Raw genomic sequence first — 15098 nt, 5'->3', positions numbered from 1 at the left:
CACCCGATCCCTGGAAAAGCCACCGGTCGGGGTTTTTCAGTGACAGAGGCAGAACCATGGAAAAGTTGAACAAAACCCTGGACGAATGGAAGGCCATGCTCGACCCGGAGCAATACAACGTGTGCCGCCTCAAAGGCACCGAACGGCCGTTTTCGGGGAAATACAACGCCACCAAAACTGACGGTGTCTATCACTGTATCTGCTGCAACGCGCCGCTGTTTGACTCCCGCGCCAAGTTTGACTCTGGCTGCGGCTGGCCGAGCTTTTCCCGGCCCATTGGCGACAGTGCGATGGTCGAGATCCGTGACGTCAGCCACGGCATGGTGCGTACCGAAGTGGTCTGCGCCAAATGTGATGCGCATCTGGGCCATGTGTTCCCTGACGGTCCGCCCCCGACCGGGCTGCGCTACTGTATCAACTCGGTGTGCCTGGACCTGGTCCCTCGCGTCTGACTTTTTGAGGTGTTGCCATGAACGATAACCTGCTCGATATTGCCTGTACCACACTGGTCGGTGAGCAAAAGGCCCTTGGCGATTTCGGCGGCAAGGCGCTGCTGGTGGTCAATACGGCCAGCAAGTGCGGCTTTACTCCGCAGTACAAAGGGCTGGAGGCGTTGTGGCAGCAGTACAGGGATCAGGGGCTGGTGATTCTGGGCTTCCCCTGTAACCAGTTTGGCAAGCAGGAGCCGGGCGACGAAGCGGCCATTTCCGGGTTTTGCGAGCTGAATTTTGGTGTGAGCTTCCCGCTGTTCAAGAAGGTCGAGGTCAATGGCCCACAGGCTCATCCGTTGTTTGTCCAGCTCAAGAGGCGTGCGCCAGGGCTGTTGGGCTCGCAGGGAATCAAATGGAACTTCACCAAATTCCTGGTCAGTGGCGATGGCAAAAGCGTAAAGCGCTATGCCCCGACCACCAAGCCTGAGGCGCTCAAGGCCGATATCGAAGCGTTACTGGGTTAAAATCGCTCTATCTGTAGCCGGTGACGAGTGGTACGAGGCTGCGATCGGCGGCGCAGCCGTCGCAAATCCTGCAAACCGTGTCTGTCTGGTGCACCCTGGTGCATCATTTTGCGACCGCTTCGCGCTCGATCGCGGCCTCGTTCTACTCGTCGGCGGCAACACGGTTGGTGTCTCTGTCTCGCCTTTGCGGCACCCATACCTCAATCAACGCCGCCAGCTCTTCGCGCCGAAACGGCTTGGCCAGATAATCGTTCATCCCCGCCGAACGGCAGCGCTCACGCTCTTCGGGCATGGCATTGGCGGTCAGGGCGACGATGGGCAACTTGGGCCAGCGCCCGCGATGGCGGATTTGCCGTGTGGCTTCGTAGCCATCCATGACTGGCATGTTGCAGTCCATCAACACCAGGTCAAAGGTCTTCTGCTCCAGCCGACTCAGCGCCTCGCCGCCGTGGCTCGCAACCACCACTTCACAGCCCAGCTTGCTCAACATGCCCTTGGCCACCAGCTGGTTGACCGGATTGTCTTCGACCAGCAGGATTCGCGCGCGGTGTACCGCAGGAGTATTCACGGTTTGAGTGCCCTGTACCTCGCTGTCGTCCTTGAGCAACAAATGTTGCAAGGTCTTGTACAGTGCCTGACGCGACAGGGGCCGGGCTTTTTGTTGCAGGGGTGCCAGCGCATTGACCTGGTCACCGGGCATAAAGTTGCCATACGCGGTCACCAGCAGGATCGGCGCACTGATGGCCGGGCGCAGGCCAAACAGGCACTCGGCACAGTCGGTAATCAGTAACTGTGGATGGGTGTCGGTCAGTGAGTCGTCCTGGGAGTAGCGTGTGTAGTCCAGCCCCCACAGGGGCAAAAAACTGCCAAGCATTTCGCTCAGCCCGCTGCTCGCTGCACTCACCACAATAACCCGGCCGGACAACGGCTTTGGCTGGATGGCGGGGGTATGGCAGGGCAGGGGGAGTTCGGCGCAGAACTGGCTGCCAAAACCGACTTCCGAGCTGATGGTCAGGCGTCCGTGCATGACTGCGCACAGACTGTTGGTCAGGGTCAGACCAAGCCCGGTGCCACCATACTGGCGGGTGATGCCGGCCTCTGCCTGAGTGAAGGGGCTGAAAATTCTGGCCTGGGCCTCCTGGGCGATGCCGATGCCGGTGTCGCAAACCTCGATACGTACCTGATCGCCTTGCGCGCTGAGCCGTACATCCACCCGCCCGAATCGGGTGAATTTCAGCGCGTTGGACAACAAATTGCTGACGATCTGTCGGACCCGGGTCGGGTCCCCCATGACCAGTGCCGGAAACTGCGGATCGATCAGGCAGGTCAGTTCCACGCTGGGTGCGGCGTTCTGTGACAGCAGGTTGGCGGTATCTTCGATCAGCGTGCCGAGGTCGAAGGCAATATGTTCAAGCTCCAGTTGGCCCGCGTCGAATTTCGACAGGTCGAGAATGTCATTGAGCAGCTCGACCAGAACCTTGCCGGAGTCATGGGCAATCGACAATTGCTGGTGTTGCTCGGCATTCAGCGGGCTGTCCAGGCACAGCGCCAGCATCCCGAGCAAACCATTGAGCGGGGTGCGTATTTCATGGCTCATATTGGCCAGAAACGCTGAGCGTGCCTGGGCCATTTCCAGGGCAGTAGTGCGCGCAGCCTCAAGCTCTTCATTGGAGTGGCGCAGTTGCTCGTTGCTGGCCTCCAGTTCCTGGGTGCGCACAGAAACAATGGTTTCCAGCTGTGCCAGGTACTCGGTCAGGGTGTTTTCGGCGCGGCGCCGGTATTCCATTTCACGGGCCATGGCCTCGAACTGCTGATTGGCAGCGTTCACCAGTACGCCAATTTCATCGTTTTCGTGACCGCTGGGGCAGTGCACTTTCGACTGCCCCGGATCTGCGGGCTTGCCATCGCTGATCTCACGAATCACTCGCACCAGCGGCTTGGTCAGCATGACGTAAAACAGGCCCAGAAGAATAAAGGTGAGCACGATGCTGCGAATAAAACCGCTGAGCAGTGTGACTTCCGCCCGCTGCAAAAACCGCTTGCCGAAGGGGTAGGTATCCACCTCAAGGTGCAAGACCCCCATGCTTTGTTCGGGGAGGTGATTGAAGTACAGTCGCTGGTCAAATGAGCGGTTGGCACCGAACAGAGAGTCGCTCAGCGCCCGATAACGGCCGGTTTCAGGCAGATCCTGCACCGCCGAGAGCACCAGATAGTCGTTGTCGAGCAGTTGTGCGGCGGTGATCGCCGGTGAGCGCACCAGCCCTTGCAAAAGCTCTTGGGCAAGCTCCGAATCAAGGTTGTAGGCAATGCGTGATGCCGGGTTGTGACTGATCTCGAGTAGCGACTGGATTTCGCGATCGATGGCGGCGTTTTCACTGGCATAATCGATGCCGATTTGCAGCAGGCTAAGCAGGGTCCCCAATATCAGACCGACCAGCACAGTCAGTTTGGCTTGCTTGAAAGACAGGCGGTGGGTGAGTTTTATGTCCATTGGGGGTGTTGCACCTGTTTCCATTTCCTTGCGGCGTGCAAGAGTAGTCGATTCGTGGGTCAACCGGCAGGCATTACTGCGGTATTTGCGACCTGGCGATGTGAGTCGTAATGTGGTTTGAGCTGAATGTAGATCATATCAATATGCCATCATTGTGTATCAGTCTGAGGAAATGTTGTGAATTCTAATCTGGATGCCTTTCTGCAACGGGCCGAAGCGGTCCTCGCACGTCTTGAACCCTTGCTGCCTGCTCAGCGTGAGCCGATCGAATGGCATCAATGCCTGGCGGCCCGTTGGCAGCGGGAGGGGCGTTCGGGTTACCTGATGCCATTGCAAGTCAGCCTTGATATGCGCCTTTCGGACCTGATCGGCGTCGATAACCAGCGGGATCAACTGGGTCGCAATACCAAACAGTTCCTTGATGGTTTGCCGGCCAACCACGCTCTGCTTTGGGGTTCGCGCGGTACTGGCAAGTCTTCGATCATCCGCGCACTGCTTGCCGAGTATGGCAATGCGGGCCTGCGCCTGATCGAGATCGAGCGTGACCATCTGGCCGACCTGCCGCGGGTGGTCGAGCAATTGCAAGGTTTGCCCCAGCGCTTTGTGCTGTTTTGCGATGACTTGTCATTTGAGGCGGGTGAAAGCGATTACCGGGTGCTCAAAAGCGTGCTCGATGGTTCCCTTGAGCAAGCGCCGGATAACGTCCTGCTTTACGCCACGTCGAACCGCCGTCATCTGGTGCCCGAAAAGGAAAGCGATAACGAGAACTGGAAGAATGTCGACGGTGAGTTGCATCCCAATGAAGCTGTGGAAGACAAGATCGCCTTGTCTGATCGCTTCGGCCTGTGGCTGTCGTTTTATCCGTTCACCCAGGACCATTTCCTGAGCGTGGTTGAGCACTGGATCGATGTATTGGCCACCAAAGCCGGTTTGCAGTGGCAGCGCGACGAGGCACTGGATATTCTGGCGGTGCGCTGGGCAACCGGGCGTGGCAACCGCAACGGCCGTTGTGCCTATCAGTTCGCGCGTTATTGGGTGGGTTTGAAATTGTTGGAGCAAGTGAATGATTGATTTGAACGCCACAGGTGCAGGCCTGAACGGCTATGGCCTGTTGCAGGCTCAGTTGGAGTCGTTGTTGGCAGATGAGCGTGACTTTATTGCCAACGCTGCACAGTTCTCGGCGTTTTTGTATCACCAGCTCGATGATCTGAACTGGGCCGGGTTTTACATCAATCGTAATGAGGAGCTGGTACTGGGCCCGTTTCAGGGGCAAATTGCCTGTGTTCGTATCCCGTTTGGGCGTGGCGTCTGCGGGGCTGCAGCGGCGAGCCGGCAAACGCAGCGAGTTGAAGACGTGCATGCATTTGCCGGGCACATCGCTTGCGACAGTGCCTCCAACAGTGAGTTGGTCGTGCCGTTGATCAAGGATGGTCGCCTGATCGGCGTGCTGGATCTGGACAGCCCGAGCATCGGGCGCTTCAGCGAGCAGGATCAGTTGGGCATTGAAGCGCTGGCGGCCATCTTTTTGCGCTTGAGCGAGTGCTGATCCGCATCAGTTTTTCAGCCCGGCCTTGAGCATCAGCGCATCGATATCGACCGTATCGATTTGTTGAGGGTCAAGAAACTGCCGGGCGTATTGCAGGTAAATCTGTTCGTGCATGAACAGCGCGAACAGTTGCGGATCAATATGGGCGTCATGGCACATGGCGGCCATGATGTTCAGCGCCTCACTCAAGGTTTTGCTGCGTTTATAGGGGCGATCCGACGCGGTCAATGCCTCGAAAATATCGGCAATTGCCATCATCCGTGCCTCCAGGCTCATTTCCTCGCGTTTCAGGCGTTTTGGATAACCGCTGCCATCCATTTTTTCGTGATGCCCCCCGGCAATTTCGGCAATGTTGCTCAGGTAGGCAGGTAGCGGCAGGCTGCTGAGCATCAGGATGGTTTGCACGATGTGGTTATTGATGATGTAGCGCTCTTCGCGGGTCAAGGTGCCGCGCCGGGTACTGAGGTTGTACAGCTCGCCACGGTTGAATTTGTAGGGTGGTACTTCGAGTTTGAAGCCCCAGGGGTTTTCGGGGTCAATCAGGTCGGCCTCGGGGCGAGTGAACAGGTGCTCGGGCTTGTCGGCCAGCAGCGACTCGGTCACCGGCAAGGCTTGCTCCTGGCGGGTGGACTGGCGTTTGTTTTCTTCCCAGGAAACGCCCAGGCGATCATCCAACGTGCGGGTCCAGGTGCGGCGCGCAATGGCGTTCAAACGCTGCAGGTCTGCCTCCATCATGGCTTCCCCGCCCAGATTGCACTGGGCGACAAAAGCGAAGTCATCATCCAGCTCAAGCAGGCAGGCATCTCGCAGGTGCGCCAGCTGTTGATCGTCGCCACCCAGGGCCCGTGCCTGCCAGTAATTGACCCAGGCATCGCGCTTGAGCACTTCAAAGCGGGTGCGGATTTCGTGAATGCGGTCGTACAGGGTTTCCAGCTTGGTGGCCTTGTCGACCACATATTCCGGTGTTGTGACCTTGCCGCAGTCGTGCAGCCAGGCGGCGATACGCAGCGCCTCCCATTGCTCATCCGTGGGAGCGTACTGCTCAAAGGGTGGCTGCCGGCTCGCAGCAGCCGCCTGTGCCAGCATCAATGTCAGGATTGGAACCCGTTGGCAATGGCTGGCGGTGTACGGGCTTTTGGCGTCTATAGCCCCCGCCAGCAATTGGATCAATGCATCCAGCAACTGTTTCTGCCGAGCCTGCAGGCGCTGGCTTTCAATAGCAACGGCAGCTGTACCGGACACCGCCTGGATAAAGGCAATCCGGTCGGCCCGCAAGTGGTCCTGATCGTCAGTCGAACCACTGTCGTTCAATACCAGCACAAGAATACCCACCGTTTCGCCCTGGCGGTTGTGCAGGCGAATGCCGATCAGGTGGACACTCTGGCTGCCCAGTTCATCCATCACAGACTGCAAGTCACCCGCCTGTTCAAGGGTGAGTGAGCGGGCGACACTGTCATGACCTTCGAAAAGCGCCCGTAACCACTCGGGGCTCTGGCTGTCGTCAGGGTTCAGCACGGGCGCGGGCTGGGTTGCCAGATCCTGGGGCTGGCCGTTGATGATCAGGCCTTTTAACTCCAGTTGAGTACTGTCGTTTTTTGTCAGGTAGATCAGCCCGGCCTCTGCCTGAGCAATCTTGAGAGTCTCGAACAGTACGGACTGCAGCAAGGGTTCAAATCGGGTATGGGCCGAAAGGCTGGAGGTGATTTCAAAAAAGCTGGCGAGGGTTTCTTTCATGCGGCCCATGGATGCCTGCATCTGATCGATTTCGAGCACGGGCGATTGTCGTGTGAATGGATAGTTGAAATCGAACCGTCGAACCGCATCGGCTTCACGCACCAATTCGCGCAAGGGCCTCACCAGCAACCTGGAGGTCACCCACCCCATGGGCAGGCACAGCACCAGGGCGCCCAATGTCACCAGGGCCCCTTGCCAGCGCAACTGATAGGCATCGGCCAACAGCTCGTCTTGCGGGACCATCATTGCCAATTGCAAGCCATTGGCACTGCCATCGTCCACCTTGAACCGCGAAACGACCCATTGGCGCTGGCCGTCGTCCAGGCGCTGCTGAGCATCTGCCCCTTGATTGATCAGCAGTCCAAGGGCCGGATTCAGCTCCGAGACTTTGGGCAGTTTGGTGGGGTCCATGGCGTTCAATAATTTGTTGAAGTCCGGGTAAGCGATGGCCCGGCCATTGTCGCCGTACAGAACAATCTGTGTACCAGGCGTTGTTTGATGGTCGGCCAGGGTGGCGGACAGTTGAGACAGCGTTACATCGGCACCCATCACCGTATTGGCAGTACTGCGTTTGGCGAGTGTAGTACCAACTTCGTGGGTGGTAAAAAACAGGTAGGGGCTGGTGGTGGTCTGATTTTTGTCGGCATCCTGCGCAATAAACCAGCTGCGCACGCGGGGGTCATAGAGCTCATTGGGGATGTTGCGCTGTTCGAGCTGTTTCAGATTTGCATCCAGATACAGTTTTTTTGAATTAACCGTGCCTTGCCGGGCTGCACGTGTTATCGACCATACTTCGAAGCTAGCTTGGGGTGGGGCTTTTAACTGGCGCCGGATCTCTTGATTGCGTAAAGGCCGGACCAGGAAAAAGTTGCCGTTGTCATCGCCCAGGTATAGAGCTGACAGTGTGTGGTTGTCTTCGAGTGCTTGTACAAAGGGCTGCAGCAGGCCTGTTCGAAGCTCGACCTGGTCGGTTGTGGCCGCAGAATCAAGAATTAGCAGGTTGAGCGCATGCCGTATGGGTTGATAGGCATCCAGCAGGTCATCCTGAACATCCTGTTCTATGTAGCTGAACAACTTTTGGCTGCTGTCGAGAATGATGCGGGTGGTTTGCTGGTAATTGAATACGCCCAGTACAACGCCCAGCAATAGCAACAAAAATGTAAACATCGCACTTATGTGAGCATGCAGCGGGTACTGGCGCCGATGGGAGAGCGCACTGTTGCGCATGGGCTGATTCTCCGCTGATGTAGGCGTGCTGGTATCTATCAGCATAGTAAAACCGCGCCAACCTGCCTTTGATTGGCGCTCAGGTGTGCTTCGTCAACGATTCAAGTTGCAGGGCCAGCGCCTGTCCCAGTGCACGCATGGAGACCTGCACTTGCTCGCGGGCCTGCACGAGGTTAGCGGGCGTGGCTTGCTCCAGTGCCTCGCAGTTGTTGATCAGGCTTTGGGCGCCCACAATGCGGGCAGCGCCTTTTATCCTGTGGGCAATTTCGACAAACGCCTGCAATTCGCCGTTGTCAGGTAACTCAAGCAGCGTCTTGAGATCCTGGCAGTTGCTGCGGAGCAGTTCTTCCAGCAAGAGTCTTGTTCGTTCCTTGTCGCCTCCTGTAAGCGGGCTGAGAGCGTCGGCGTTGAAGGCTTCCGGGCAGTGGAATAGCGGCTCAAGCATGGCCAGTCGTTGACTCAACAGGGTCAGGCTGATGGGTTTGAACAGGCAGTCGTCCATTCCTGCCTGCTTGCAGCGTTGCCGCTCTTCCGGTTGGGCATTTGCAGTAAACCCCAGCACGGTACATGGCCGTTGGCTGGAGGCCAGCTCATGCTTGCGTATGGCTCGAGTCAGTTCATAGCCATTCAGGACAGGCATGTTGCAGTCTGCAATGACCAGGTCGAATTTGCCTGTCTTCCAGGTTTTCAAACCTGCGGCGCCGTCGTGCTCGGTGGTAAACCTGTGCCCTAAAAATCCAAGTTGCTGGCACATCAGCAAGCGGTTGGCCGGGTGATCATCCACCACCAGTACGTTAAGCGGATGAGCGGCAGGGTTGATTGAGGGTTCTTGTGCGGGGGGGCACTGGGACGGCGTCAGGGTTGGCACTTCAAGTTTTATCTGAACCTGGGTACCTGCACTTTCCTGGCTGCTCAGTACCAGGGTGCCGCCCATCATTTCGCACAGGCTACGGCAGATGACAAGGCCAAGACCGGCACCATTGAGCGCCAGTTGCCCGCTGTTCTGTGCCTGGGCGAAGGGCTCAAACAGGCGTGCCTGATCACGCTCGCTGATGCCGATGCCGATGCCAGTGTCTTTGACGCTCAAGTGCAGTTCAGTCCGCTCAGGGGTGCCGGCTGGCAGCAAGTTGATTTCAAGCGTCACCCGGCCTTGTTGGGTGAACTTGATCGCATTGCTGATCAGGTTGGTCAGGATTTGCTTGAGACGAAGCGGATCGATCAGTACGTCGGGTAGATCGTCTGTTGCATCGAAACGCAGGTCGAGCGTGAGGTTTTTTTGCCGCGCCAGGCCATCAAAAATCCGCATCACGGAGTGTGCCAGTTGGTGCAGATTGACGCGTTCCGGGGACAGGTTCAGGCGGCCGGACTCTATACGGGCAATATCAAGAATATCGCCTATCAGCTCCAGCAGGTCTTTGGCCGAGTTATAAGCAACTTCAATGGACGGGCGGTCGAGATGCCCATGGTCGGCGCGCTTGAGCGTCAGTTCAAGCAAACCGATCACTGCGTTCATCGGTGTACGGATTTCATGGCTCATGGTTGCCAGGAAGGTGCTTTTGGCCCGGTTGGCATCATCTGCAAGCTCCTTGGCCGTACGCAGCTCATCCAGTAGCTGATGACGTTCACTGATATCAATCCAGCCACCGATGATGCCCTGTACTTCGCCCAGGGAGTCCCGATAGGGAAGAATCCAGTGATAGATAGTGAGCGTTTTTTCGCCGATTCTCAGCGGGCGATCAGTCACCAGCGGAGTACCTTCACGCATGACACGCAGGTAGTCGGCCTGATAGTCACGGGCTTCACATTCGTTGCTCAGGAGGTCGCAGGTTTGCATCACGGTCTTGCCGATGACTTCTTCGCGCCTGGCTGAAAAGGCATTCAAGTAGCTGTCATTGCAGGTTTTCAGAACACCTTCGCGATCACGCACATAAATAGGATGAGGCGTACCGTTGACGAGCGCACGCATGAACTCGAACTGATCGCTGAGTGCACGTTCGGCCGATTTTCGTTGCCGGATCTGGCGCCGCATATAGGCATTCCAGATCAGGGACAGCAACAGTAAAAGGCTGGTGCCAATGATGAACTGGTAGAACAGGCGATGGTAATTGTGCCAGTAACTGTCAGATGCCGGCACATAGCCCCGCCAGCGGCTGTTGATAATGCCCAGCTCATCAGGCGCGATACTCAACAACGCCTTGTTGAGGATTGAGGACAACTCGCTGGCATCCCGGGCAGTGGCGAGGGAAAACATGGCGGGTTGGGTGCCGATGGTGGCACTGATTTGTAACCGGTCCTGAAACAACCCCGAGGCCAGCAGGTAGTTGGCGATGACCAGCGTACTGACTGCACCTTGCACTTTCTCTTCGGCCAGCAGTTCTGTGGCGCGATAGATATCCCCGGTTTCTACCAGTGTTATCTGCGGGTATTGACTGCGCAGGTAATCGGTCAGGGGATTGCCTCGGGTCAAGGCCAGTTTTTTACCCGCAAGTTGTTCAAGGCTCGCAGGTTGCCCATCACCTTTTGCCGTAAGCAGGACAAAGGAGTTCACCAGATAAGGACGGGTGAAACTGAGGGCGCTTTCTCGTGAGGCTGAAGGATTGATGGCCGAGATAATGTCGGTTTCGTGCCGACTGATCATTCGGGTCATGGTGTCGAGGCTGTTCGCGCGTTGTATTTCGAAGCGCAGCCCCGTGCGCAGACGGATCATCTCCAGCAGGTCGGCAGTAATGCCTCGGAAATCCCCGCTGGCATCAAAAAATGTCAGGGGTGCCATGGTTTCGTTGACCACTACCTTGACCACAGGATGCTTGAGCAGCCAACGGGCTTCTCGCTGAGTAAGCTGCAGCTTCTGATCGGACAGTAGAATGTCACTGCCAGCGCTCCAGCGTTTGGCAATGCTTTCTTGTTCACTGTTGGGTACGGCCTTGAGTGTGGCGTTGATGATGCCTAGCAGGGGCGAGTTGTCCCGACGCACTGCAAAGCTGAATCCATGGGCTTCGTGTTTGCCAAAATTGGCCATCTTGATGTTTTTCAGGTACCCCTTGTTGATCATGTAATGGGTCGACACAGTGTCCCCCAGAAAAATATCCGCCTGATCGAAAGCCACGGCATTAATGGCATTTTGATAGGACGGATAAGACTGGATGATTGCCTGGGGATAAAGCGCCTTTACTTCCTCCTGGGGCAGATAGTGGTACACCATACTCAAGCGCAAACCGGCGAGGCCTTGGGAGAGTGAGCGTGTTTCTCCCTCTCGGGTCACCAGTACGGGTTGGTCGATGGCATAGGGAATGGAAAGTACAAGGTGCTGGTTCGCGGCCTCAAAACCGTTGGAAGTACCCAGCAGGTCAATCTGGCCGTCCTCGAGTGCCTTGATGGCTGCTTCTCTGGAGGCAAAGCGCTGGATCCTGATCGACAGCTTGAGGGCTTTGCGCAGAAGGCCGGCGTAATCTGCGGTGAGGCCTTCGTAGTCCCGACCGCTATCGGTCATGTCGAACGGTGGATAGTCGGCAGCAGAGGTGCCGATCACGAGTTCGCGCTTATTTTGCAGCCAGTATCGTTGAGTGTTGTCCAGGGGGACTTCAATGTGGCCGGAACTCGAGCGGCTGAGCAACGTAAGGGTTTCACTGCGGACCGGGGCGGCCAGCACGGGCACGCACAGAACTAACCCCGCAAAAAGTGACAGGTACTTGATTAATCGTGCGGGCATCCTGTTTTTCATACAAGACCATTACGTTTTGCCAGCTCGATAAGTTCCACCAGCGAATGGGCTTTCAGTTTTTGCATGAGGCGCTTTTTGTAAGTGCTCACGGTTTTGTTGCTTAAAAACATGCCGGCTGCAATGTCCTTGTTTGTTTTGCCTTGTGCGAACAGCTTCAGAACCATAAGTTCCCTGTCGTTGACAAGTTTGAATAACTCGATTTCAGATTAGTTGTTGTGATCGTTTGTTTCAGAAGTCAATGCCTGGCTTGGAAAATAGTTGTAGCCAGAAAATACCGCTTTTATTGCACTGGTAAGCTCACTCAGCTCTTCTTGTTTGCACACATACCCGGCTGCACCGGATTGCATGCAGCGCATGGCGAAAAGTGTCGGTGACTGCGATGTGAGAACCAGCGTCTTGAGGGCTGGGCTTATTGAGCTGAAGCGTGACAGCACTTCCAGGCCATCGAGTTTGGGGATGCTGATATCAAGAATTACCAGATCAGGAGTGCACTCGCGGATCATCTGCATGGCGTCTACTCCATTGTCGGTTTCTCCGACTATTTCATAACCTTCATGTTCTAACAACATGCGAATTGCGAGCCGGATTACAGGATGGTCGTCGACAATAAATACGGTGTTCATATTGATTCCCCATAAGGTGCTGAATAGAAAGCGCGACCTTAGCTCAGATGTAAGAGCTGGGGCAGGAACCGGGGAGCCTACAAACGTAGTATGGGAATTATCCTACGCAAAATAAGGCGATGGCTCACTAATTACACAAGGGGAGAGGCGTATTTAAATGTGCGTTTAAAGATTTTTTGAGTTTAAAGCTGGGCGCGCGAGTATATTTCTTTCTTGTATATGGAAAAGTCTTAATTGCTACTTCATGTGGTAAACATAGTGTTTGATCAAGTGGAGCTGCGTGCCCTCCCTGTTTGGCAGGGGAGGGCAGCGGTTGTCAGGCGGGGGGTGGAGTGACCTGTCATTGCTCTGGCCATTTCAGTGGCATAACTGTCGGTCATGCCGGCAATAAAGTCGTTGATGCGCATAAACGATCGATGTAATGGCCACTGTGGGTCGGGAGCATTGTTGCCCAGCAAATCGAGGGTTCGACGGTTTTTGAACGATGGGGTACGACCGCAATGCTGCGAAAGCGCGGCGCCACAGAATGCATTGAGGAGGATTTCCAGGGACGTATAGGCATCCATTTCATGCAAGGTTTTGCATTTGTCCTGGAAGATTTTTTTGCGTGCCATGTCTTTGTTGTCCAGCACGCAACGTGGCCGTGCCGTGCATATGCTCGACCAGATCCCCTGGTGCCAGCAGTGCTTGCTGTTGTTCGACAAAAGCCCGGGCAGCGGCGTTGGTCAGATGTTCGATGGCCTTGCCGCGCAGTATTGCCCGTTTTCGCCGTCGTGAGTCGTTGGGGCCAAGCAGGCGAAAAGTTTCAGGCAAATCATCGCCCACCAGGTTCAGCAGCAGGGACTCGACACATGGAGAAGCTGCGTTTGCGTTTGGGAACCTCTCTTGGTGATAAATGGACAAGGCTAGTTACATCATTGCAGTTTTGGATATTTTGAAGAGGCCATGATCTGCCGTTGAGGGTCTTCAGGTTTAGAGTATATATGTGTTTGGTGGGTTGGTTTATGTAAGGTTTTCCTTAAGTAATAAGTGTTTTTTATGTGCGGTGAACTCTATTTACTTCCTGTTGACTGGCTATAGGCGGCAAAATACCCAGTTCCTTTTGTTTAGTCAGGTTGGGCTGTTAGGGGGGTGTTTATAAGTCGTGATTTTTCTCTAACTGTTATAGCTTGTCGAGTGAGCTGGGGTGTTTGTAATCTGTACTTTAGTCAGGGGGGGATGCTAGCTGTAAGGGGTTGTTAAATTTCCTGTTGCTGGTTGTCTGTCAGGTATAGCAGTGGAGAAGTTATTAGCAGGTTGTGAATTTATTTTTGTGTAGGGGGTAGTGGCATTTTACAATCAATCGTTTTGTGATAGGATTTGTCCGTTCTAGCGTTGATTGGTTTATGCAATCTATTAAATGGAAAAGGAAAAAATGGATAAAATTATAAGTGTTGTATTTGCGTCGTTGATTGCGGTTTCGTCGTTTGCAGCATCAGCAGAAACCTTTGAGCGAGTAGAACTTGATAAAGATAGAACCAGTGTTCAGTACGCTGGCCCTATTAAGTCAGTCACTAAATCGCTTGAAGGTTATAAGTGGCTTGGTCAATCAGATGACATGAATGGTGGCGTGGTTTTTGAACCCCATGTAAATAATAGTTTTGGTAAAAATGACACTGAAACGGGTGGGGCTATAATGGTAAGAGCTACTTACTACCTTTATGATAAGCCGGTTAAAGAAGCTTTGATGATTGCCCGTCAAAGCCAAGTTGCGGGGTTTGTTGAGTTTTATAGTTTGGACTCAAGAGAGCTTCAACTTCACATAAGAATGGTGGGTGCTGACACCTTTCAAGCTTTTTCTAGCGATGACCAATATCAAAATCCAGCGAAAAACCTAATGACTTACAAAAAAGTTGAAGAGTTTAATAAGAGCAATTATAAAGACAAGCTTAAATCCGCGAGAGATAGTGGTATGATTTTCTAGTAAAGAGAGATAAGAAGGGCTAATCGAGCAGTCTTGTTTATTGTTTAAAGCTTTATTGGGCTGTGTAGCCGATTAACTAAAAAGGAGAGATAAGTGAAAATAATTGGATTGTGCTTCGCAGTAGTATTGGCTACTTCATCTTCTGTTGCTAGTGCAGAAACATTTGAGCGTGCAGAACTTGATAAAGATAGAACCAGTGTTCAGTATGCTGGACCTATCAAGTCAATCACTAAGGCTCTTGAAGGTTACAGATGGCTTGGTCAATCAAAAGACATGAATGGTGGTGTGGTTTTTGAACCTTATGTAAACACTCGTTTCGGTAAAAATGACACTGAAACGGGTGGGGCTATAATGGTAAAAGCTACTTACTACCTTTATGATAAGCCGGTTAAAGAAGCTTTGATGATTGCCCGTCAAAGTCAAATTCCGGGATTTGTTGAGTTTTATGGTTACGAATCGAGAGAACTTCAACTGCATATCCGGATGGTTGATGACAGCACCTTCCAAGCATTTGCAAGCGATGACGAATATCGTAAGCCGGACAAGTTAATGACTTACAATAAAGTTGAGAAATTCAATGAGAGTTATTACAAGGATCAGTTGGAGTCGGCAATGGATGACGGTACATTTTTTTAATAAATAAGTATAAAAAAGACTATTTAGATAGTCTTTTTTTGTATTCGTATTTAAATTGGTGGCATTGTTTGTGTCGTAGGTGGATGGCTATTGTTCGGGTTGATGCTCGGGCTTTGCGATAATATAAGTTGATACGGGTTAAAGTGTGTTTTGAAATATTGTTTAAGTAAGCTATGCTGGATGTTGTATAAATGGTTTGAGA

Annotated in this window: 9 protein-coding genes and 2 pseudogenes; 6 read left to right on the top strand and 5 right to left on the bottom strand. The window is 54.0% G+C overall.

What is annotated here, in order from left to right:
* Positions 1 to 56 precede the first annotated feature (56 nt).
* Together msrB and PPTH39_RS22870 are read left to right on the top strand one after the other, a co-directional pair.
* Positions 57 to 452, top strand: coding sequence for a peptide-methionine (R)-S-oxide reductase MsrB (gene msrB / locus PPTH39_RS22875; RefSeq protein ID WP_130872517.1), 396 nt, complete (start codon positions 57 to 59; stop codon positions 450 to 452).
* A gap of 17 nt (positions 453 to 469) precedes the next feature.
* Positions 470 to 955, top strand: coding sequence for a glutathione peroxidase (locus PPTH39_RS22870; protein ID WP_095002239.1), 486 nt, complete (start codon positions 470 to 472; stop codon positions 953 to 955).
* A gap of 142 nt (positions 956 to 1097) precedes the next feature.
* Here PPTH39_RS22870 and PPTH39_RS22865 read toward each other — a convergent pair whose 3' ends face one another.
* Positions 1098 to 3446 (bottom strand): hybrid sensor histidine kinase/response regulator, encoded by a 2349-nt coding sequence (locus tag PPTH39_RS22865; RefSeq protein ID WP_130872516.1) that lies wholly within the window; start codon positions 3444 to 3446, stop codon positions 1098 to 1100.
* A 177-nt stretch (positions 3447 to 3623) separates the two neighbouring features.
* Between PPTH39_RS22865 and PPTH39_RS22860 the strand changes: the two genes are divergently transcribed.
* Both PPTH39_RS22860 and PPTH39_RS22855 read left to right on the top strand, forming a co-directional pair.
* The gene (locus PPTH39_RS22860; protein ID WP_095002237.1) at positions 3624 to 4517 is read left to right on the top strand and encodes an ATP-binding protein; all 894 of its coding nucleotides are present in this window, start codon (positions 3624 to 3626) and stop codon (positions 4515 to 4517) included.
* The gene (locus PPTH39_RS22855; protein ID WP_130872515.1) at positions 4510 to 4992 is read left to right on the top strand and encodes a GAF domain-containing protein; all 483 of its coding nucleotides are present in this window, start codon (positions 4510 to 4512) and stop codon (positions 4990 to 4992) included. The genes PPTH39_RS22860 and PPTH39_RS22855 overlap by 8 nt, the downstream gene beginning before the upstream one ends.
* 6 nt (positions 4993 to 4998) lie before the next feature.
* On the opposite strand, the gene PPTH39_RS22850 is transcribed toward PPTH39_RS22855, so the two are convergent.
* From PPTH39_RS22850 to PPTH39_RS22835, 4 genes and pseudogenes are all read right to left on the bottom strand, one after another.
* Entirely contained in the window at positions 4999 to 7953 is a 2955-nt protein-coding gene (locus PPTH39_RS22850) for an HD domain-containing phosphohydrolase (RefSeq protein ID WP_130872514.1), read from the bottom strand.
* Between the two features lie 79 nt (positions 7954 to 8032).
* On the bottom strand, positions 8033 to 11662 hold the full coding sequence (locus tag PPTH39_RS22845) for a transporter substrate-binding domain-containing protein (RefSeq protein ID WP_130872513.1): 3630 nt from the start codon (positions 11660 to 11662) through the stop codon (positions 8033 to 8035).
* Between the two features lie 8 nt (positions 11663 to 11670).
* Positions 11671 to 12297, bottom strand: a pseudogene (locus PPTH39_RS22840) (response regulator).
* Between the two features lie 266 nt (positions 12298 to 12563).
* A pseudogene (locus PPTH39_RS22835) lies at positions 12564 to 13146 on the bottom strand (deoxyguanosinetriphosphate triphosphohydrolase); the annotation flags it as partial.
* 550 nt (positions 13147 to 13696) lie between these two features.
* On the opposite strand from PPTH39_RS22835, the gene PPTH39_RS22830 reads away from it, so the two are divergent.
* Both PPTH39_RS22830 and PPTH39_RS22825 read left to right on the top strand, forming a co-directional pair.
* Positions 13697 to 14260 carry a hypothetical protein gene (locus PPTH39_RS22830; protein ID WP_130872512.1) on the top strand — a complete coding sequence of 188 codons (564 nt, stop codon included), beginning with the start codon at positions 13697 to 13699 and terminating at the stop codon, positions 14258 to 14260.
* Between the two features lie 93 nt (positions 14261 to 14353).
* Entirely contained in the window at positions 14354 to 14896 is a 543-nt protein-coding gene (locus PPTH39_RS22825; protein ID WP_095026081.1) for a hypothetical protein, read from the top strand.
* Positions 14897 to 15098: the final 202 nt, after the last annotated feature.

This window comes from Pseudomonas bubulae (assembly GCF_900618535.1).
Classification (GTDB): domain Bacteria; phylum Pseudomonadota; class Gammaproteobacteria; order Pseudomonadales; family Pseudomonadaceae; genus Aquipseudomonas; species Aquipseudomonas bubulae.
This window is presented reverse-complemented; position numbering and strand designations above follow the sequence as displayed.